This window comes from Streptomyces sp. NPDC053367 (genome assembly GCF_044545925.1).
Taxonomy (GTDB): Bacteria; Actinomycetota; Actinomycetes; order Streptomycetales; family Streptomycetaceae; genus Streptomyces.
Genome location: NZ_JBITYN010000008.1, coordinates 406,730 through 425,738, shown reverse-complemented (window position 1 = coordinate 425,738; position 19,009 = coordinate 406,730). Strand labels below are relative to the sequence as shown.

The window sequence follows — 19,009 nt, the reverse complement described above, 5'->3', positions numbered from 1 at the left end:
GCGTGGCCGGATGTCCGTCCCACGCCGTGTCACACTCGCCGCCCTCGGCGCGGCGCTCCTGACCGCAGTCACCTCCGCGGGCGCGCCCGCCGCGCCCCTGCCGCCCGCGCCCGCGGCCGTCACCACCCGCGTGCCGTACGCCTGCGCCGAGGACGAGTGGCCCTGGGGGTGCATCGCCGAGTGCGAGAGCGGCGGGCGCTGGCACGCCGACACCGGCAACGGCTTCTACGGCGGGCTGCAGTTCGGGCAGGCCACCTGGGTGGACTTCGGCGGCCTGGAGTACGCGCCCCGCGCGGACCTCGCGACCCGCGCCGAGCAGATCGCGGTGGCCCGCGAGGTACTGGCCACACAGGGCTGGCAGGCCTGGCCGGTGTGCTCCCGGCGCTACGGGCTGACCGGCCGGATGCACACCGTGGCGGCCGGCGACACGCTCGCCTCGATCGCCCGCAAGTACGGCGTCAAGGACGGCTGGCAGGGCCTGTACGCGGCCAACGAGGAAGTGCTGGGCCAACGACCGGACCTGCTGCGCATCGGCATGCTGCTGGTCATCCCCGACGACTCGGCCCGGACGCAGGACCAGGACGGTCGTGGCCCGGCGGTGTTCGGTCCGCCGCTGCCCGCAGCTCCCACTCGGACGCCTCGCCGCTGAACACGACCGCGCCCCGGCGCAGTTCGTGCACGAACACCGTCCGGCCGCGCAACACCGGCGGCAGCCGCTGCTCGGCCACGACCACGCACGCGTCGAGCCCCGCCAGCAGCTCGTACGTACGGGCGGCGACCGGCGGCGCCATGCCCTGCGCGGGCTCGTCGACCAGCAGCACCCGCGGACGGGACAGCAGGGCGCGGGCGACGGCGAGCATCCGCTGCTCACCACCGGACAGCGTGCCCGCGCGCCGGTCGAGGAGCGGGGCGAGCTGCGGGTAGGCATCGAGGGCGGGCTGGTGCGCGGGGGAGGCGATGTCCAGGTTCTCCCGTACCGTCAGGGAGTTGAACACGGCCTGCCGTTCGGGGACGAGCCGCAGTCCGCGGCGTGCCCGCCGGTGTGCGGGCAGCCGGGTCACGTCGACGCCGTCCCACTCGACCGCCCCGCCGGACAGGGGCACGGTTCCGGCCAGCGCCCGCAGCACCGTCGTACGGCCCGAGCCGTTGCGGCCGAGCAGCACGGTCAGGCCGGGGGAGGGGGCGGTCAGGGTGACGCCGTGCAGGGCCTCCAGGGGGCCGTAGCGCACGCGTGCGTGCCGCAGGGCGAGGCTCATGCGCCCACCTCGCGCGCGTGCAGGACGCTGTCCGGCGGGCCGGTGGCGACGATCCGGCCGGCCGCCATGACGTGCACCACGTCGGCGAGACCTGCGACCAGTCCGAGGTCGTGCTCCACGACGAGCAGGGCGGTGCCGTCGGCGGCCAGGGCCGCGAGCACCCGGGTCAGCGCGGTGACCTCGGCGGTGTCGAGGCCGGCGGCGGGTTCGTCGAGCAGGAGGACCCGGGGATCGCCGGCGTAGGCGCGGGCGAGTTCGACCCGTCTGAGGGTGCCGGTGGGGAGGTCCGCGGCGGTCAGGTCGCGCAGCGGGCCGAGTCCGAAGAGTCCGAGGGCCCGGTCGGTCGTGTCCGTGCTTCCCCGGCCGTGCTCGGCGCCCACCTGGACGTTCTCGCGGACCGTCAGGGACGGGAACACCGCGAGCTGTTGGAAGCCGCGGGCCAGGCCGAGGCGGGCGCGGGCGTGCGGGGGGAGGCCGGTGATGTCCCGGCCGTCCAGCAGGACACGGCCCCGGCTGGGGCGCAGCGTGCCGGCCAGGCAGTGGAACAGGGTGCTCTTGCCCGCCCCGTTGGGGCCCACGACGGCGCTGACCTGCCCGGCGGACACGGTCAGGCCGACGCCGTCGAGCGCGGTGAACCCGCCGTAGCGCGCGTGCAGGCCGTGGGCGGCCAGGACCGGCTGCCGACCCGCACCACCCGTGCGGCTGTCGTCGCCGGGCGGCCCCTGCGGGAGGCGGGTGACGTCGGGGCCGAGGCCGGGCCGACGGCGGGCTCGCGGGCTGAGCGGGGCGGATGCGCGGTGAGCCGGGCCCGCGGCCTGCGGCGCGGCGTCTTCGCGCGGCCTGCCGCGTGCCGTGCCCCGGGTGGGTCCGGTGGCGGCGCCGGAGGGTCCTGGCGCCGTGTCTCCGAAGGGCCCGGCGGCGTCGGACGGTCCGTGTGCCGCGTCTTCGGCGGGCGCGGTGCCCCCGCCGGACGCACCGCGTGCCGGGGCCGCGAACCCCGCCCCCGCCGGTGCCGGGGCCGCGACCCCGCCCCCGGCCCCCGCCCGGAGTCTCGCGCGCAGCTCGCGCCCCCGGGGTGTGAGCCGCGGTGTCCGCCTCCGCCGTACGCCCTCGACCGCCGTGCGCAGTGCCTCGGGCACGCCTCCCGGGAAGCGGCCCACCAGTACCGCGAGGACGCCGATCAGGGCCGCCGCCACGCCGCCGCGGGTGCCGGCGTCCAGGCCGACGAGGAGCGCTGCGGCGGCGAGGGCGCCGAGGGTGCTGTCGGCGCCGAGGACGACGACCGCGGCGAACCACAGCAGGCCGCGGACGGGGTCGTAGGCGCCGGGGTCGAAGGCGCGCAGGCCCATGCCCAGCAGGCCGCCGCCCAGGGCCGCCAGGGCGGCTCCCGCGACGAAGGCCCGCAGTTTCAGGGACGGGACGCGCACGCCCGCCGCCTGGGCGCCCGCCTCGTGGTCGCGCATGGCCGCCAGTGCCCGGCCCGTGCGGCCCCTGCGCAGGGCGTGCACCGACAGCAGTGCGGCCGCGAGCAGCACCAGCTCCAGGACGTAGTACGCGCGGTCCCCCTCGAAGCCGGCAGGGCGGGCCAGGGACAGCCCGTGGGTGGCGTACGGCTGGGCGAAGACGAATCGGCTCACCGCGACACCGACCGCGAAGGTGGCCAGCGCCAGCGCGAGGCCCCGGCGGCCGATCGCGGGCCAGCCGGTCAGCAGGCCCAGCGGCGCGACCAGGAGCACCGCCGCGGCCAGGGCCGCCAGCTCCGGCAGCCGCGGCAGGCCCGGGAAGCGCCCTGCCGCGAGCAGCGCCGTGAACAGCGCGCCGAGCCCCGCGTACGCCGCCTGGCCCAGGGAGATCTGGCCGCCGCGGCCGGTCACCACCACCAGCGACAGCAGCACCACCGCGAGCGCCGGCACCTGCACCGAGGTGTGCAGGTCCGAGCCGGCGAAGCCCAGCGGCAGCAGGAACAGCACGACGGCCACCGGCCGGGCGCCCGGCGGGGCGGTGACCCGGGCGGCCGCCGGGCGAGGCAGCGCGTCCCGCGAGCCGACCCCGGGCAGGACCAGCGCCGCGACCAGCAGCGCCACCACGAACAGGTTGGCACCGACCGCCTGGAGCAGCGGTTCGCCCCAGCCGGAGGGATGCAGCCGGGTCAGCTGGCTCTGCGCCACCCCCACACCCAGCGCCACCACCACCGCCACCGCCAGGCTCCGCATCCGCGCGGCCACCGCGACCGCCACCACCTCCATCACCAGCAGCGGCAGACCGTACGGGTCGAGGCGGACGTACGGCGCGAGCAGGACGCCCGTCAGGCCCGCGGTGAACGACCCGAACGCCCAGCCCGCCGCCGCGACCCGGTCGGCGTCGAGGCCGGCGAGGACGGCGAGCCCCCGGTCGTCCACGACCGCGCGCAGCTCCCGCCCGAACCGCGTCCAGCGGATCACCGCCGCCACGCCCGCCGCGAGCACGACCACGACCGCCAGCTGCCCCCACGGATCGGCCGGCAGCAGCTCGGGCGCGTCGTCCCGCGCGCCCGGCCCCCACAGCAGCGCCGCCCCGCCCACCAGCAGCACGAACACGCCGAGCGACGCCACCAGGGTCTGCGCCGGGCCGCTCCCACGGACCGACAGGGGGCGGAAGACGAACCGTTCCAGGACCGCCCCGGTGCCCGGCGCCAGGACCAGCAGCACCATCGCCGCACTCGGCCACAGCGGCCAGCCCCGGTCGACCACGCAGGAGCGCAGCGCGTACGCGCAAACCATCGCGATCGCCCCGTGCGCGAGGTTCAGCACGCCCGTCGCGCGGTACGTCACCACCAGCCCGATCCCGGTGAGCGCGGCCGCGCCGCCGACGGACAGACCGGCCAGGGTGAGGTCGTAGGTGAGCGAGGACATCAGACGTCCGGCGCGCACACGGGGCACGGGTCGAGGCCGGCGCGGCCGTGCTCGTCCACCGGCCCCGCCTCCGCCTTGCCCGCCACCAGCGGGCAGTCCGCGCGGTGGAACAGGGTGCCGCCGGGGACCGCCACCAGTTCGCCCGCGACCGGCCGTTCCCCTTCCGCTTCCTCCCGCGGCGGTTCGGCCGCCACCAGCAGCGCGTACAGCTCCTCCACGCGCGCGGCCGCGGTCGCGTCCCGGCCGTGGGCCAGCAGCACGGCGGCCGCGACGATCAGGGCGGCTCCCGGAACGGTGCAGGACGCGAGATAGGGCAGCTGGCGTTCGGCGAACCGCTCGCCGGAGACGCCGTACCAGCCGATGACGCACAGCACCGCCCCCGCCGCGAGGGCGGCCCAGCCGGCCCACAGGACGGTGTGCGAGGTCCCCGCTCGTGACGTCCTCATCCTCGGCCTCCACACGTCCTGCGCCGGCGATCTGCCCAAGGCGGCCAATGGCTTGCACTATGCCTTCTGCCAGCTGACCCTGAAAGGACCGGGCGCGCACGCCCGGACCGACACCCGGTGGTGAGCCAGATGGTTAGCGGGAGCGACCTCATCAGGCGGCGCGACATGACGCGGCGGGGCACGGCGGTGGCGGCCGCGCTGCTGCTGTTCCTGGCCCCGGCCCTCACCGCGTGCAGCGACGACGAGGGCGGCGGCGGCCGGAGCGCGACCCCCGTGCCGACGCTCGACACCCCGACCGTGCTCCCCACGGTCAGCGAGCCCGAGGCCCGGCCCCGCCCGTCCGACCCGCAGGCGGCCGAGGCCGAGATCAGGGCGAACTGGCAGAAGTTCTTCGACCCGGAGACCTCCCTGAAGGACAAGCAGGCGGTCCTGGAGAACGGCGAGCGGATGGCCCCGGTGCTCCAGGCGTTCAACGGGGACGAACGCGGCGGCCAGGTCGGCGCGCAGGTCGAGAAGGTCGTCTTCACCTCGCCGACAGGCGCCGACGTGACGTACACCCTCACCCTCTCGGGCCGGACCGCGCTGCCGAACGCCTCCGGCACGGCGATCGAGCAGGACGGCACCTGGAAGGTCTCCGTCAGGACCCTGTGCGCGCTGGTGCAGCTGAGCCGGACCGGCAGTGCCTCCCAGTCGCCGATCCCGGGCTGCTGAGGCCGCCGCCGCGGCGCTGCTGGCGCTCCTGGCCGCGGCCTGCGGCAGCCGGCTGCCGGAGAGCGACTTCGAGCACCGCGACCGGGGCACCTCCACCCAGGCCGCGGCCCCGATCCGGGTCGGGATCATCACCAGCGCCACCAGCCCCGTCGGCGGCACCGCGTTCACCGGCCCGCGCGACGGCGCCAAAGCCTGGTTCGACCGGCTCGACGCGCACGGTGGCATCGACGGCCGGCGTGTCGAGGTGCGGGAGTGCGACGACGGCGGCAGCGGCGTCGGCAACAACGAGTGCGTGCACCGGCTCGTCGACGAGGACCGGGTCGTCGCCCTGGTCGCCACCACCGCCCTCGACTACGCCGGCGCCTCCCGCGTCTCCCACGCGCGCGTGCCCGACATCGGCGGCCAGCCCATCGGCGCCGCCTACGACACCTGGCCGCACCTGTACGGCATCTACGGCAGCCTCGCGCCCCGCGACGGCACCCCCGGCTGGGGCGGCACGCTGTACGGCGGCACCGAGGTGTACCGCTACTTCAAGCGTGAGCACGGCGCCCGCACCGCCGCCGTCGTCTCCTACAACCAGGCATCCTCCGCCGCCTACGCCCGGCTCGTCGAACGGGGCCTGAGGGCCGAGGGCTACAAGGTCGTCACCGAGCAGGTCGACTTCGCGCTGCCCAACTTCGCGGCCGTGGCCGCCGATCTGAAGGAGCAGGGCGCCGACCTCGTCTTCGACGCCATCGACAGCCACGGCAACGCCCGCCTGTGCGCGGCCCTGGACGACGTCGGCGCCCGGATCACCGCCAAGGTCACCAACGTCCAGAACTGGACCTCCACCGTCGCCGAGGACTACAAGGACGCGCCGCGCTGCCGCAACGCCCTCTGGGCGACCGGGTCCAGCCGCAACTTCGAGGACACCTCCCACCGGGCCGTACGGGAGTTCCGTGAGGCCACCGAGGGCTTCGGCACGCGTTCCCAGTGGCAGCTGGAGGGCTGGGCCGCCGCGAAGTGGTTCACCGACGCGGCCCGGTCGTGCGCGCCGAGCGGCATCACGCGCGCGTGCGTGGACGCCTTCATGCAGCGCACCCGGGGGTACACCGCGGGCGGGCTGCTGCTGCCGGTGTCGTACGAGCGGCAGGCCGAGCCGCCGAGGACGCGGCGGACCTGTCTGTCGGTCGCGCGCTGGCGGGACGGCGAGGGCTGGGTGTCCCAGGGGGACATGGACCGCACCTGTTTCGAGGTGCCCCAACTGCCGTACGAGCCCTGATGGACACTGTTGACCATGCTGGAGACCTCCGCCCGACTGCTGCGCCTGCTCTCCCTCCTCCAGGCCCACCGCGAGTGGTCGGGCCCCGAGCTGGCCGAACGCCTCGGTGTCACCCCGCGCACCGTGCGCCGGGACGTGGACCGGCTGCGCGAGCTGGGCTACCCCGTGCACGCCAGCCCCGGCACCGGAGGCGGCTACCAGCTCGGGGTCGGCGCCGAGCTGCCGCCGCTGCTCCTGGACGACGACGAGGCCGTCGCCGTGGCGGTGGGACTGCGCACGGCCGCCGGGCAGGGCGTCGAGGGCATCGGAGAGTCCTCGGTGCGCGCGCTGGCCAAGCTGGAGCAGGTCCTGCCGCACCGGCTGCGGCGCCGGGTGAGCGCCCTGAACACCTTCACCGTGCCGATGTTCCGGGACACGCGCCCCGACGCCGTCGACCCGGCGCTGCTCACCGAGCTGGCGGGCCTGTGCCGGGACGCCGAACGGCTGCGCTTCGCCTACGAGGACCACGGCGGCGCCGCCACCCGCCGTACGGTCGAGCCGCACCGGCTGGTGTGCTCCGAGCGGCGCTGGTACCTCGTCGCCTGGGACCTGGACCGGGAGGACTGGCGCACCTTCCGCGTCGACCGCATCACGCCCAGGCCGCCGCACGGGCCGCGCTTCACCCCGCGCGAGCCGCCCGCCGACGACCTCGCCGCGTACGTCTCCCGGGGCGTGTCCACCCGCGCGTACGCCGAGCAGGCCGTGGTGCGGCTGCTGGTGCCCCTGGAGGAGGCGGTCCGGCACGTCTCGCCCACCGCCGGGACGCTCCAGGCCGAGACGGAGGACACCTGCCTGCTGCGCACCGGCGCGGGGAGCCTCGACGCGATGGTCGTCCACGTGATGATGCTGGGCGTGGAGTTCGAGGTGCTGGAGCCGGCCGCCCTCACGGACGCGATCAGGAGGGGAAGGGACCTGTTGAGCCGTGCTCTTGCACGGGGTGCCGCTGCGCCGGCGCCGCGTACTCCGGATAGTGCAGGTCGAACGCCGGGGAGTCCGAGCGGACCCGGGGCAGCGTCGTGAAGTTGTGCCGCGGCGGGGGGCAGGACGTCGCCCACTCCAGCGAGCGGCCGTAGCCCCACGGGTCGTCGACCTCGACCTTCTCGCCGTACTTCGCGGTCTTCCAGACGTTGTGGAGGAACGGCAGCGTCGACAGGCCCAGCAGGAACGAGCCGATCGTGGAGACGGTGTTCAGCGCGGTGAAGCCGTCCGCGGCGAGATAGTCCGGGTAGCGGCGCGGCATGCCCTCCGCGCCCAGCCAGTGCTGCACCAGGAACGTGGTGTGGAAGCCCGTGAACAGCGTCCAGAACTGGATCTTGCCGAGCCGTTCGTCGAGCATCTTCCCGGTGAACTTGGGCCACCAGAAGTAGAAGCCGCCGAAGACGGCGAACACGACCGTGCCGAAGACGACGTAGTGGAAGTGCGCGACCACGAAGTACGAGTCGGTGACATGGAAGTCCATCGGCGGCGACGCCAGGATCACCCCGGTCAGCCCGCCGAACAGGAACGTCACCAGGAAGCCGGTCGCCCACAGCATCGGCGTCTCGAAGGACAGCGAGCCGCGCAGCATGGTGCCCGTCCAGTTGAAGAACTTCACGCCCGTCGGCACGGCGATCAGGAAGCTCATGAAGGAGAAGAACGGCAGCAGCACCGCGCCGGTGGCGAACATGTGGTGGGCCCACACCACCACGGACAGACCGGTGATCGCCATGGTCGCGCCGACCAGGGCGGTGTAGCCGAAGATCGGCTTGCGGCTGAAGACCGGGATGATCTCGGTGATGATGCCGAAGAACGGCAGCGCGATGATGTACACCTCGGGATGCCCGAAGAACCAGAACAGGTGCTGCCACAGCAGCGCCCCGCCGTTGGCCGCGTCGAAGACATGGCTGCCGAACCTGCGGTCGGCCTCCAGGCACAGCAGCGCGGCCGCCAGCACCGGGAACGCCATCAGGATCAGGATCGACGTGAACAGCGTGTTCCAGGTGAAGATCGGCATCCGGAACATCGTCATGCCGGGCGCGCGCATCCCGATGATGGTGGCCAGGAAGTTCACCGCGCCGAGGATCGTGCCGAAGCCCGCCAGCGCGAGCCCCATGATCCACAGGTCGGGACCGATCCCGGGCGAGTGCTCCCGGTCGTTGAGCGGCGCGTAGGCGAACCAGCCGAACGCGGCCGGGCCGTCGGGGGTGAGCAGCGAACCCATGACGATCAGCGCGCCGAACAGGAACAGCCAGTAGGACAGCATGTTCAGCCGCGGGAACGCCACGTCCGGGGAGCCGATCTGCAGCGGCATGAGCTCGTTGGCGAACCCGGCGAAGCTCGGTGTCGCGAACAGCAGCAGCATGATCGTGCCGTGCAGGGTGAACAGCTGGTTGAACTCCTGGTTCGACAGCAGCTGCAGACCCGGCCGGGCCAGCTCGGCGCGCATCAGCAGGGCCATCACCCCGCCGGCGAGGAAGAACACGAACGACGTGATCAGATAGAGATGGCCGATCTTCTTGTGGTCGGTGGTGGTCAGCCAGTCGACGATCAGCCGGCCGCCCCGCCTGCGCCGTACGGGTGCCGCCGTCGCCTGCGCGGTCTGCGTCCCCATGCCTCGCTCGCCCCTTCGCCTCGTCGCGCCCCGGGCCCGCCGGCGTCATGATGCTCGCGCCGTCCGCTCTCCGACAGGGGGCGTACCGGTTTCCCTGTGCCGTGAGCCGTGAATTGTTCCGCCGGGAACTTTTCGCGGGGTAATTCCGGGGCGCGCGCCGACACGCGGGAATTGCGTTCGAATACCTGCGGAAGGGTGAGGGAATCGCTCATCCGGGTGGTGTGGCCGGCCCGAAACGCCTGTGGTGATCTTGTGACAGAAGCGTGACCGGGGGCGGACGGGAGGGGGCCGAGGGGGGTGAGGGGGCAGGCGCCGACTACCCGCCGTGTCCGCCCCCGGCTTCCCCGGCGGAGGGCTTTGCGCCTAGCGTGGGCCGCATGGCACCGATACCGAATCCCGCCGCCGAACCCCAGGACGATCCGGACGCCTACGTCGGCCTCGACGCCGCCGGCGCGGAGCGGCTCGCGCGTGCGCGGGGGTGGTCGACCGTCCGCTCGCTGCCACCCGGGGCGATCATCACCATGGAGTACCGCCAGGGCCGGCTGAACTTCGAGGTGCGCGGGGGCCGCGTGGCCCGCGCCTGGAAGGGCTGACACCGCCGTACGACGCCGAAGGCCCCGGTTCCCGTCAGGGACAACCGGGGCCTTCGCGATGCGGGGCGGGTGTGTGCGTACCGGCGCCCCGCAGTCAGGGGCCGGTCAGCCGCCGGTCAGCGGGCGGGCCGGGGAGCCGCTGCCGCGCGGGACGCGGTCGGAGTGCGGCGGTCGGCGGCTGCCGGCCGGGGTGACCGGGGTGCGCTCCGAGCGGACCGTGTGCGGGCCGGGGGCCAGGTACACGGGGTTGCGCGGGGTGCGGGCGGCCGCCGAGGGGATCGTCTCGCGCACCGGCGTCGCGTCGCCGTCCTCGTCGCCGGTGCGGACCGAGGCGAGGACCGGGGCGGGCGCGGGGACGGGGACCGGGCCGGTGCGGCGGCCGGTCCAGCGGTCGCGCAGCGCCGGCAGGAGCGACTCGGCACGGGAGATCAGCGGCTCGAACCAGGGCAGGGCCAGCAGCACCAGCAGACCCGCGGCCCAGCCCAGCAGGACGTCGCTGAGCCAGTGCGTACCGAGGTAGACGGTGGTCAGACCGACGCTGAGGGACAGCACGGCCGACAGCGCCGACAGCCAGCGCCGGGTCCAGGGCGTGGACGCCAGATAGGCGAGGATGCCCCAGGTGACGACCGCGTTCGCGGTGTGACCCGAGGGAAATATGTCGCTTCCGGCTTCGAACCAGTGCCACATCTCGTTGGAGCCGACCTCGGTCGCGTAGTGCGGACCCGAGCGGCCGAGGCCGTACTTCACGGCGCCCACCGTGATGTTCAGCAGCAGCAGGGCCATGCCGAACGCCAGCAGCGGGCGCAGGGTGCGCTGCCGCCACGAGCGCCAGCCGAGCCAGGCCGAGACCATCACGGCCGTCGGGCCGCGCTGGCCGAGGACCACCCAGTAGTCAAGGAAGGCGTGGATCTCCGGCCACTGCTGGTACGGCCGGAAGAGCATGGCCTGCCAGTCGATCCGGACCAGCCAGGTCGTGGCCGCCACGGCGAGCACGATCGCGACGTAGAAGGCCAGGGTCGCGCCGAAGAGCACCACACGGTGCCGCGTCATCCGCGGCACGTCGAGGACGGGCCGTTCGGGCTCGCGGTCCAGTCTGGCGAAGATCCGGTCGAGCCGGGTCGGCTTTGGTTCGGTACGCACTCAATCGACGTTACAGCGAGTGAGGGACTCATCTCGCGGAAGCGCAGGCTTCGTAATGACGATGTGATGTGGGATTCCTCTCAGGGGGCGCTTTATTTCCACGGATTCCGCAATCGACGCGGCCCGCTTCCCTTCAATTCCTTTGATCATTCCGGTGGCCGGTTTTGTAGCGCTTCCGAATTCGTTCACCGGGGTATGGCGCGGAATTCACCGGGAGTGCGGGGCGGTCATGGTGGACCCGAGCCGTTCAGCCAGAACGCCCCGTACACCGCCGAGGCCACCGCCGCCACCGCCAGCACCGCCGCCGACCTGCGCGGACGCGCCCGCGCCAGCGCCAGGGCGAGCGGCAGCAGCAGCGTGAACGCCGGCATCAGCAGGCGCGGTTTCGAGCCGAAGTAACTCGACGCGCACAGCGCGAGGGCCGTGACCACACCCGTGTACACCAGCAACGGCAGCGGCTGGCCCTGCCGGACGCCGACGGCGTACAGCCACAGCACCAGGCCCACCCCGGCGATCAGGGCGAGGCCCGCGAGGGCGCCCGGAACCGAGGTGAACTTGTCGGCGACGAAACGGGCGAAGGCGTAGCCGCCGTCGAAGCCGTTGCGCCAGCCCGCCTGGACGTCCAGATAACCGAACACGCCCTTGCCGGTGCGGTGGCCGACCCACAGCACGTATCCGGCGGCGCCCAGGGGCGCGAGCAGAGCTGCGAGGGCGCGCCGCGGGACCGGTGCGCCCTCGCCGGACCGGCCGGGGACGGGGGAGGGGGCGTGCGGGGTCTCACGGGCGCCGGGAGGTGCTCCCCCGCTTCCGGTGTGCCCGAAAGAGGGGGAGCGGCGCTGGTGTACGAAGCTCGCGACGCCTGCCGCCCACACCGCCGCGACCACCGCGAGGCCGACCGGGCGGGTCAGCCCGGCCAGCGCGGCCAGCGTCCCCGCGGTGAGCCAGCGCCCGGTCAGCACGGCGTACAGCGACCAGGCGGCCAGCGCGGTGAACAGCGACTCGCTGTACGCCATCGACTGCACGATCCCGACCGGCAGCACCGCCCACACCAGGACCGCGCACACCCCGGCCCGGCGGCCGTACACCTGGTCGGCGACCGCGAAGATCCCCCAGGCCGCGGCGAGCGAGGCCAGCAGGGACACCACCAGCCCGGCGTCGGCGTACGACAGCGGGCTCACCGCGTGCAGCCCCCGCTCCAGCCACGGCAGCAGCGGGAAGAACGCCAGGTTGGAGTGGATGTCGCCGTTCGGCAGCCGCACCTCGTAGCCGTAGCCGAGCTCGGCCACCCGCGTGTACCAGAGGGAGTCCCAGCGGGCGGTCAGCAGGGTGTGCGCGCTCTTGCCGCGCGCGGCGCTCCACAGGGCCAGCGCGACCAGGCCCAGCGCGCGCACGGCGGCGTACCCGAGGAGGGCCGGGGCCGCCCGGCGCAGGGCGCGGGAGGTGCGGGCGAGGGCCGAGGAGGCCGGTGCCACACGCGTGTCAAGATCGGTCACGGGCTCGATTATCCGGTGTGTCCGCGACCGTCCCCGCCGCGCTGACGTGGAACGGGACGTGCACAGTGGCGTACGCCACACGGGTTCCGGGACACGGTGAGAGTTCCGCCACGCGACCGGCGCGCGAACTCGCGTACGCTGACGGCTCACTCGCGTATCCGTTGCGCGGGCCGGAGCCGCCGCTCACACTCCGGCCGTCGGCACGGGGAGTCCCCACCCTGAGAGCCCGCCGAACGCGAGGGGACATCTGGGAGGTACGTACATGTCCGGGACGACCACGGCTGCCCAACGCGCGCGCCGTCGGGTGGCCGGGGCCGGTGCCAACCGCTGGGTCGTCCTGGTGGTCCTCTGCGTCAGCCTGCTGCTCGTCGCGGTCGACGCGACCGTGCTGCACGTGGCGGTGCCCGCCGTCACCGAGGACCTCCAGCCCGGCGCGATAGAGCTGCTCTGGATCGTCGACGTCTACCCGCTGGTCTGCGCCTCGCTGCTGATCCTGTTCGGCACGCTCGGCGACCGCGTCGGCCGCAGACGCGTCCTCCTGCTCGGCTACGCCCTGTTCGGCGTGGCCTCCGCGCTGGCCGCGTTCGCGCAGGGGCCGCAGGTGCTGATCCTCGCGCGGGCGCTGCTCGGCGTCGGCGGCGCGATGATCATGCCGGCCACGCTGTCGATCCTGCGGCAGGTGTTCCCCGACCGGCGCGAGCGGGCGCTGGCCATCGGCATCTGGAGCGCGGTCGCCGCGGTCGGCGCGGCGGTCGGACCGCTGCTCGGCGGCTTCCTGCTGGAGCACTTCTGGTGGGGGGCGGTGTTCCTGGTGAACATCCCCCTGATGCTGGTCAGCCTGCCGGTCGGGCGGATGCTGCTGCCCGAGTCGACCGGCGACGGGAAAGGCCCCTGGGACGTCGTGGGCGCCCTGATGGCGGCCGGCGGGCTGTTCGGGGCGGTCCTCGGTGTGAAGCGGCTCGGCGGCGGCGAGTCCGCGGGCAGCGTGTTCACCCTCGTGCCGCTGGTGGTGGGCGCGGTACTGCTGGTGCTGTTCGTACGGCGGCAGCGGCGGCGGGCGCATCCACTGGTGGACCTGCGGATGTTCGCGCGGCCGGCGTTCAGCACGTCGGTGGGGTGCATCGTCCTCGCGATGCTCGCGCTGGTCGGCCTGGAGCTGATCGCGGCGCAGTACCTGCAGCTGGTGCTGGGTCTGTCGCCGCTGGAGACCGGCCTGCGGCTGCTGCCGCTGACCATAGCGGCGATGGCGGCCGGGCTGTTCGGGGCGCGGATCCTGCGCAGGTTCGGGCCGCGGCGGATGGTGTGCGCCGGGTTCTGCCTGACCGCGGCGGCCGTGGTGCTGCTGACGGCGATGGGCAGCGAGGACGACACCGGGCTGCTGCTCGCCGGGTTCGTACTGCTCGGCTTCGGTCTGGAGACGACCCTGTTCGGGGCGTACGAGTCCATGCTGAGCGAGGCGCCGGCCGAGCAGGCCGGCGGGGCGGCGGCCATCGGGGAGACCTCCTACCAGCTCGGGGCAGGCGTAGGCATCGCCCTGCTCGGCACCGTGATGAACGCCGCCTACGCCCCTGGCGTGGCCTCCGTCCCCGGCGTACCGGCGTCGGCGGCCGTGTCGGCGGGGCATTCGCTGGGGGAGGCGTACGCGGTGGCGGGGCGGCTGGGCGGGGACGCGGGTGTCGCGCTGCGCCGGGTGGCCCGGGACTCCTTCGTGCACGGGCTGCATGTGACCCTGCTGGTCAGCGCGGGGCTGCTGCTCCTCGGCGCGGCGATGGCGCTGCGGTTGCCGCGCGTCATGCAGTGCGAGGCCGTGGACGTGGAAGTGGAGCTGCCCGCGCCCCGGGGCGTTGCCGAGTCCAGGGTGTCGGCCTGAGAACCTCCTCCCACCCGCGCACCACCGGTCACCGGTCGGCCCAGAGGCTGAACCCTCCCGTGGTCGCTCGCCCGCCGTCGGCGGCTGTCCCGCCGCGGTCGTTCCGCCGTCGCCCGGCCCGCGCCGCGAGCTGCCGCCGCTGTCGCCCCGCCGTGTGTCGTCCTGCCGTTCCGTCGTGGTGGTCCCGGGCTGTTCGCCGTCGGGTCAGGGTGGACGTCGCCGGTGGTGCGTCGTAGCGTCGGGCCGTCGAGTTTGTTAGCGGTGCTAGTTTCCATTGTCGGAAGGTGAGCCGTGTCTGCGAAGTTGCCCCCCTTTGACCCCGCCGATCCGCTGGGGATCGACGATCTGCTGGAGCCCGAGGACATCGCGGTGCGGGAGACCGTGCGGCGGTGGGCCGGCGAGCGGGTCCTGCCGTATGTGGCCGAGTGGTACGAGAAGGGGGAGCTGCCCCGGATCCGGGAGCTCGCCCGGGAGCTGGGCGGCATCGGGGCGCTCGGGATGTCGCTGGAGGGCTACGGCTGCGCCGGGGCCTCGGCCGTGCAGTACGGGCTGGCCTGCCTGGAGCTGGAGGCCGCCGACTCGGGCATCCGGTCTCTGGTGTCCGTGCAGGGGTCCCTCGCCATGTACGCCATCCACGGCTTCGGCAGCGAGGAGCAGAAGCAGACCTGGCTGCCGCGCATGGCCGCCGGTGAGGTGATCGGCTGCTTCGGGCTCACCGAGCCCGACATCGGCTCCGACCCCGCCTCCATGCGGACGTACGCCAAGCGCGACGGCGGCGACTGGGTGCTGAGCGGGCGCAAGATGTGGATCACCAACGGCTCCGTCGCCGGGGTCGCGGTGGTGTGGGCGCAGACCGAGGACGGGATCCGCGGGTTCGTCGTGCCCACCGACACCGCCGGCTTCTCCGCGCCCGAGATCAAGCACAAGTGGTCGCTGCGCGCGTCCGTGACCAGCGAACTGGTCATGGACGAGGTGCGGCTGCCCGCCGACGCCGTACTTCCGGAGGTCACCGGCCTGCGCGGGCCGCTGAGCTGTCTGTCCCACGCGCGCTACGGCATCGTCTGGGGCGCGATGGGTGCCGCGCGGTCCTGCTTCGAGACCGCGGTCGACTACGCGAAGTCGCGGGAGCAGTTCGGGCGGCCCATCGGCGGGTTCCAGCTCACCCAGGCCAAGCTCGCCGACATGGCGGTCGAACTGCACAAGGGGATTCTGCTCGCCCACCACCTGGGGCGACGCATGGACGCCGGCCGCCTGCGTCCCGAGCAGGTCAGCTTCGGCAAGCTCAACAACGTCCGCGAGGCCATCGAGATCTGCCGTACGGCGCGGACGATCCTCGGTGCCAACGGGATCTCCCTCGAATACCCCGTGATGCGGCACGCGACCAACCTCGAGTCGGTGCTCACCTACGAGGGCACCGTCGAGATGCACCAGCTCGTGCTGGGCAAGGCGCTCACCGGACTCGACGCCTTCCGGTGAGCCCCGGGCGGGGCAGGGCCGAAGGAAGCGGCCCTGCCTCAGCTCTGGTTGAAGAAGCCGTCGGTGCGGTGCGCCGCCGGCTCGCCGTTGATGATCTCCGTGTTGGCGGGGGTCAGCAGGAACACCCGCGTGGACACGCGCTCGATGGAGCCGCGCAGCCCGAAGATCAGGCCGGCCGCGAAGTCGACGACGCGCTTGGCGTCGGCCGGCTCCATGGCCGTGAGGTTCATGATCACCGGGACCCCGTCCCGGAACAGCTCGCCGATGGCGCGGGCGTCCCGGAAGCTGTCCGGGGTGACCGTGCCGATCCGGCGGCCCTTCTCCTCGGCCGTGTCCGTGGCCACCTTCACCCGGGGGTCCGTGACCCAGGCGTCGCCGGAGTCGTTCCCCTCGTAGGTCTCGTCGTCGTAGTAGCGCTCGTCATCGTTGTCGTCGACGAGGCCGAGCCACGCACTCGCCTTGCGCACCGATCCCATGGACGCCTCCTCTCACAGCGGTCTTTCTTGCTTTCCGCATCCCTATGGTCATCCATGATGCGGACGGCGCGCCAAGTGGATAGACGCCGCGCGGGGGGTTTGTGACGGTACTGGTGCACAGCCGGCCCGTCGATAGCCCAGTTACCCCAAGGGTCGTGACACATGCGGCTGCTGACTGTGAGTGAAATATGATTCTTCACGGCACTCGGGTGACGGGCGGTGCGTACGAGTGAACGAGCCACCCCGAGGGAGCCCCGTGGTGTGACTGTCCGACCGATACGATGCGGCCACCTCGGCTCGTTCTCGACGCCGTGTCAAAGTCGCACGTCTCACGGGGGATCGTCGTGTTCGGAATCGTCAGGCCCTGCCGCCACCGCCTCGGTGAGCGGCTGAAGGCCCAGTGGATGGCCCACTTGTGCGGGCTGTGCCTCGCACTGCGCAAGGATCACGGGCAGCTTGCCCGGATCGTCACGAATTACGACGGTTTGCTCATCTCTGTTCTGACGGAGGCTCAGGCCCCGCACGAGCACTCCGGCACCGGGCGGCGCACGGCCGGTCCCTGCCCGTTGCGCGGTATGCGCACGGCCTCCGTCGCCCAGGGCGAGGGCGCACGGCTCGCGGCCGCCGTCTCGCTGGTGCTCGCCTCCGCCAAGGTCCGCGACCATCTGGCCGACGGGGACGGACTGCTGGCCCGCGCCCCGGTCGCGGTCGCCGCACGCCGGGTCGCCGACAGCTGGGGCCGGGCCGGGGCACGCGGCGGCTCCGCCGTCGGCTTCGACACGGACGTCCTCGTCGACGCCGTGGACCGGCAGTTCGGCCTGGAGGCGCTCGCCGGGCCCGGCACACCGATCCTCACCGTCACCGAGCCCACCGAGACCGCCACCGCGGCCGCCTTCGCCCACACCGCCGTCCTCGCCGGCCGGCCCGGCAACGCCGTGCCGCTCGCCGAGGCGGGCCGGCTCTTCGGGCGGCTCGCGCATCTGCTGGACGCGGTGGAGGACCGGACGGCCGACGCGGCGGCCGGGGCGTGGAACCCGCTCACCGCCACCGGAACTCCGCCGGCCGAGGCCCGGCGGCTGGCCGACGACGCCGTGCACGGGATTCGTCTCGCCCTGAAGGACGTCGAGTTCACCGACGGAGGGCTCGCGCACATGCTGCTCGCGCACGAGCTCTCCCGCTCCGTGGACCGGGCCTTCGGCACGGAGTCCTGCGGACATGTGCCGACCGGCGTCGAGGGGGTGTTCGGGCCGCCCCAGGGGCCGTACGCTCCCCCGCCGGGGCCCTATGGCGCCCCGCAAGGGCCCTACGGCGCACCGCAGGGGCCGTATGGCGCGCCGCAGCCGCCGCAGCACCCGGCCAAGCGTGGATTCTGGGCCGGGTGCGCCGCCGCGATCGGGCTGTGCTGCACCTGCAAGGTGTGCTGTGCGGACGAGTTCGAGGGGCCGTGGTCACGGAAGAAGCGGGACGGGTGGTGCAGCGGGTGCGGCAGCTGTGACTGCGGGTGCTGCGAGGCCTGCTCCTGCTGCGAGTGCTGCTCGTGCTGTGACTGCGGGTGTTAGCGCCTGCCCGCGGTGGGGCGTTGTGGTGACCGGCGGGTACGGGCCGTCTGTGTTTCCCGCGCGGTTCGCCGCGCCCCCTCAGGGCGTCTTCAGCTCGGGCGGTGAGATCTCCGACCTCGTGATCGCCGAGCCGGTGGTGCCCCACTTCTTCAGGATCCTGGCGTAGGTGCCGTCCTCGATGAGCTTGTTGACCGCCGCCTGGAAGGCGGGCGCCAGCTTCGTGCCCTTCTTGAAGGCGAAGCCGACGTCCAGGCGGTGGTACTCGTTGAGGAACCTCAGGCCCTCCTGGTGGGCGACGGCGTAGCGGAGGCCGTTGATGGTGGACATCACCACGTCGCTGCGGCCCTGCTGGAGGGAGGACCACAGGGCGCCGGACTCGTTGTAGGTCTGCACCTCGTACGGCTTCTCGCCGGCGTCCGCGCAGAGGTGCCGGTTCTCCTCCAGCGTGGCCTCGAAGGTGGTGCCGGCGCCGGTCGCCACGTCCAGGCCGCACAGCTGGACGAGGTCGGTGACCTTCGGCAGGTCGCTGTCCGCGCGGGTGGCGAAGCCCTGGCCGTCGTTGATGTACGTGACGAAGTCGATGGTCCTGCGGCGCTCGTCGGTGACGCCGAAGTTGCTGGCGCCGAAGTCGTATTTGCCGCTGTCCAGGGCGGGCAGGATCGCCTCGAAGCTCGCCTCCTGCGTCTCCAGCCGGATGCCGAGGACCTTGGCCACGGCCCGCGCGAAGTCGACGTCCTGCCCGGTGAGGGTCTTGCCGTCGTCGAGGTAGGTGGTGCCGGGCGGGGTGCCGCCGACGCTGACGGCGACGGTGAGGCTGTCGACGTCCGGCGGCAGGAGTCCCGCGGCGGCGGGGTCCTCGGCGATCTTCGAGACGAGGTCCGCGGCGGGGACCGGGTCCGACGTCTCCGGGGTGTCCGCACCGCATGCGGTGAGCAGCAGGGCCACCGAGGTGATCAGGGCGAAGGGGGCGTAATGGCGTGCGTGGGCGCGCACGGACGTACGGCGCATGGCGTGCGGTCTCCTGAGGGAGCGAAAGACGGAAGAAGCGCGGGGTGAGGGGAGGGCGCGCGTGTGAAGGCGGGAGAAGCGGGAGAAGGCGCCCCGGATCAGACAGGGCGGGCAGGGGGTCGGCTCAACAAGAACAGGACCACACGCGACCGAAGTCGATGTGGGAGCGCGTGACCAGCCACTGCTGCGGATGCATGGGC

The 19,009-nt window shown here is 73.4% G+C and carries 15 protein-coding genes and 1 pseudogene; 8 read left to right on the top strand and 8 right to left on the bottom strand.

Annotation, left to right across the window (positions count from 1 at the left end):
* Positions 1 to 10 precede the first annotated feature (10 nt).
* Positions 11 to 649, top strand: a complete 639-nt coding sequence (locus tag ACIGXJ_RS24325; RefSeq protein ID WP_399648990.1) for a transglycosylase family protein — start codon at positions 11 to 13, stop codon at positions 647 to 649.
* Here ACIGXJ_RS24325 and ACIGXJ_RS24320 read toward each other — a convergent pair.
* Genes ACIGXJ_RS24320 through ACIGXJ_RS24310 form a run of 3 tightly spaced genes read right to left on the bottom strand, consistent with a single transcriptional unit; the run spans position 546 to position 4,593 of the window.
* Positions 546 to 1,256: an ABC transporter ATP-binding protein gene (locus ACIGXJ_RS24320; protein WP_399648988.1), complete on the bottom strand. Its 711-nt coding sequence runs from the start codon at positions 1,254 to 1,256 to the stop codon at positions 546 to 548. The two genes, ACIGXJ_RS24325 and ACIGXJ_RS24320, sit on opposite strands and share 104 nt — an antisense overlap.
* Positions 1,253 to 4,147, bottom strand: coding sequence for an ATP-binding cassette domain-containing protein (locus ACIGXJ_RS24315; RefSeq protein ID WP_399648985.1), 2,895 nt, complete (start codon positions 4,145 to 4,147; stop codon positions 1,253 to 1,255). Before ACIGXJ_RS24315 ends, ACIGXJ_RS24320 begins: the two co-directional genes overlap by 4 nt.
* Positions 4,147 to 4,593 (bottom strand): hypothetical protein, encoded by a 447-nt coding sequence (locus ACIGXJ_RS24310; RefSeq protein WP_399648982.1) that lies wholly within the window; start codon positions 4,591 to 4,593, stop codon positions 4,147 to 4,149. The genes ACIGXJ_RS24315 and ACIGXJ_RS24310 overlap by 1 nt, the downstream gene beginning before the upstream one ends.
* Before the next feature lie 129 nt (positions 4,594 to 4,722).
* Here ACIGXJ_RS24310 and ACIGXJ_RS24305 point away from each other — a divergent pair, with 129 nt between their 5' ends.
* From ACIGXJ_RS24305 to ACIGXJ_RS24295, 3 genes are read left to right on the top strand one after another with little or no spacing between them, the layout of a single operon-like run.
* On the top strand, positions 4,723 to 5,304 hold the full coding sequence (locus tag ACIGXJ_RS24305) for a hypothetical protein (protein ID WP_399648980.1): 582 nt from the start codon (positions 4,723 to 4,725) through the stop codon (positions 5,302 to 5,304).
* Positions 5,273 to 6,565 carry an ABC transporter substrate-binding protein gene (locus ACIGXJ_RS24300; RefSeq protein WP_399648978.1) on the top strand — a complete coding sequence of 431 codons (1,293 nt, stop codon included), beginning with the start codon at positions 5,273 to 5,275 and terminating at the stop codon, positions 6,563 to 6,565. The genes ACIGXJ_RS24305 and ACIGXJ_RS24300 overlap by 32 nt, the downstream gene beginning before the upstream one ends.
* Before the next feature lie 15 nt (positions 6,566 to 6,580).
* A complete protein-coding gene (locus ACIGXJ_RS24295) occupies positions 6,581 to 7,624 on the top strand; it encodes a helix-turn-helix transcriptional regulator (protein WP_399648976.1) in 1,044 nt (347 codons plus the stop codon).
* On the opposite strand, the pseudogene ctaD reads toward ACIGXJ_RS24295, so the two are convergent.
* Positions 7,512 to 9,194, bottom strand: a pseudogene (ctaD, locus tag ACIGXJ_RS24290) (cytochrome c oxidase subunit I); the annotation flags it as partial. The gene ACIGXJ_RS24295 and the pseudogene ctaD sit on opposite strands and share 113 nt — an antisense overlap.
* A 377-nt stretch (positions 9,195 to 9,571) precedes the next feature.
* Here ctaD and ACIGXJ_RS24285 point away from each other — a divergent pair.
* A complete protein-coding gene (locus ACIGXJ_RS24285) occupies positions 9,572 to 9,787 on the top strand; it encodes an I78 family peptidase inhibitor (RefSeq protein WP_399648973.1) in 216 nt (71 codons plus the stop codon).
* A gap of 105 nt (positions 9,788 to 9,892) precedes the next feature.
* On the opposite strand, the gene ACIGXJ_RS24280 is transcribed toward ACIGXJ_RS24285, so the two are convergent.
* Entirely contained in the window at positions 9,893 to 10,927 is a 1,035-nt protein-coding gene (locus ACIGXJ_RS24280; protein ID WP_399648971.1) for a phosphatase PAP2 family protein, read from the bottom strand.
* Between the two features lie 227 nt (positions 10,928 to 11,154).
* Positions 11,155 to 12,420 carry a glycosyltransferase family 39 protein gene (locus ACIGXJ_RS24275; protein WP_399648968.1) on the bottom strand — a complete coding sequence of 422 codons (1,266 nt, stop codon included), beginning with the start codon at positions 12,418 to 12,420 and terminating at the stop codon, positions 11,155 to 11,157.
* 262 nt (positions 12,421 to 12,682) lie between these two features.
* Between ACIGXJ_RS24275 and ACIGXJ_RS24270 the strand changes: the two genes are divergently transcribed.
* Entirely contained in the window at positions 12,683 to 14,290 is a 1,608-nt protein-coding gene (locus tag ACIGXJ_RS24270) for an MFS transporter (protein ID WP_399648966.1), read from the top strand.
* 303 nt (positions 14,291 to 14,593) lie between these two features.
* Positions 14,594 to 15,766: an acyl-CoA dehydrogenase family protein gene (locus tag ACIGXJ_RS24265; protein WP_399649124.1), complete on the top strand. Its 1,173-nt coding sequence runs from the start codon at positions 14,594 to 14,596 to the stop codon at positions 15,764 to 15,766.
* 38 nt (positions 15,767 to 15,804) lie between these two features.
* Here ACIGXJ_RS24265 and ACIGXJ_RS24260 read toward each other — a convergent pair whose 3' ends face one another.
* Positions 15,805 to 16,242 carry a cell division protein SepF gene (locus tag ACIGXJ_RS24260; RefSeq protein WP_399648963.1) on the bottom strand — a complete coding sequence of 146 codons (438 nt, stop codon included), beginning with the start codon at positions 16,240 to 16,242 and terminating at the stop codon, positions 15,805 to 15,807.
* A gap of 344 nt (positions 16,243 to 16,586) precedes the next feature.
* Here ACIGXJ_RS24260 and ACIGXJ_RS24255 point away from each other — a divergent pair, with 344 nt between their 5' ends.
* Positions 16,587 to 17,801: a DUF5685 family protein gene (locus ACIGXJ_RS24255; RefSeq protein WP_399648961.1), complete on the top strand. Its 1,215-nt coding sequence runs from the start codon at positions 16,587 to 16,589 to the stop codon at positions 17,799 to 17,801.
* Between the two features lie 78 nt (positions 17,802 to 17,879).
* Here ACIGXJ_RS24255 and ACIGXJ_RS24250 read toward each other — a convergent pair whose 3' ends face one another.
* Positions 17,880 to 18,809 carry an ABC transporter substrate-binding protein gene (locus tag ACIGXJ_RS24250; RefSeq protein ID WP_399648959.1) on the bottom strand — a complete coding sequence of 310 codons (930 nt, stop codon included), beginning with the start codon at positions 18,807 to 18,809 and terminating at the stop codon, positions 17,880 to 17,882.
* Positions 18,810 to 19,009: the final 200 nt, after the last annotated feature.

Excerpts from the sequence above, each read along its gene's own strand:
- ACIGXJ_RS24325 (WP_399648990.1), top strand. The coding sequence starts at position 11 with ATGTCCGTCCCACGCCGTGTCACACTCGCCGCCCTCGGCGCGGCGCTC.
- ACIGXJ_RS24320 (WP_399648988.1), bottom strand. The coding sequence starts at position 1,256 with ATGAGCCTCGCCCTGCGGCACGCACGCGTGCGCTACGGCCCCCTGGAG.
- ACIGXJ_RS24315 (WP_399648985.1), bottom strand. The coding sequence starts at position 4,147 with ATGTCCTCGCTCACCTACGACCTCACCCTGGCCGGTCTGTCCGTCGGC.
- ACIGXJ_RS24310 (WP_399648982.1), bottom strand. The coding sequence starts at position 4,593 with ATGAGGACGTCACGAGCGGGGACCTCGCACACCGTCCTGTGGGCCGGC.
- ACIGXJ_RS24305 (WP_399648980.1), top strand. The coding sequence starts at position 4,723 with ATGGTTAGCGGGAGCGACCTCATCAGGCGGCGCGACATGACGCGGCGG.
- ACIGXJ_RS24295 (WP_399648976.1), top strand. The coding sequence starts at position 6,581 with ATGCTGGAGACCTCCGCCCGACTGCTGCGCCTGCTCTCCCTCCTCCAG.
- ACIGXJ_RS24285 (WP_399648973.1), top strand. The coding sequence starts at position 9,572 with ATGGCACCGATACCGAATCCCGCCGCCGAACCCCAGGACGATCCGGAC.
- ACIGXJ_RS24270 (WP_399648966.1), top strand. The coding sequence starts at position 12,683 with ATGTCCGGGACGACCACGGCTGCCCAACGCGCGCGCCGTCGGGTGGCC.
- ACIGXJ_RS24260 (WP_399648963.1), bottom strand. The coding sequence starts at position 16,242 with ATGGGATCGGTGCGCAAGGCGAGTGCGTGGCTCGGCCTCGTCGACGAC.
- ACIGXJ_RS24250 (WP_399648959.1), bottom strand. The coding sequence starts at position 18,809 with ATGCGCCGTACGTCCGTGCGCGCCCACGCACGCCATTACGCCCCCTTC.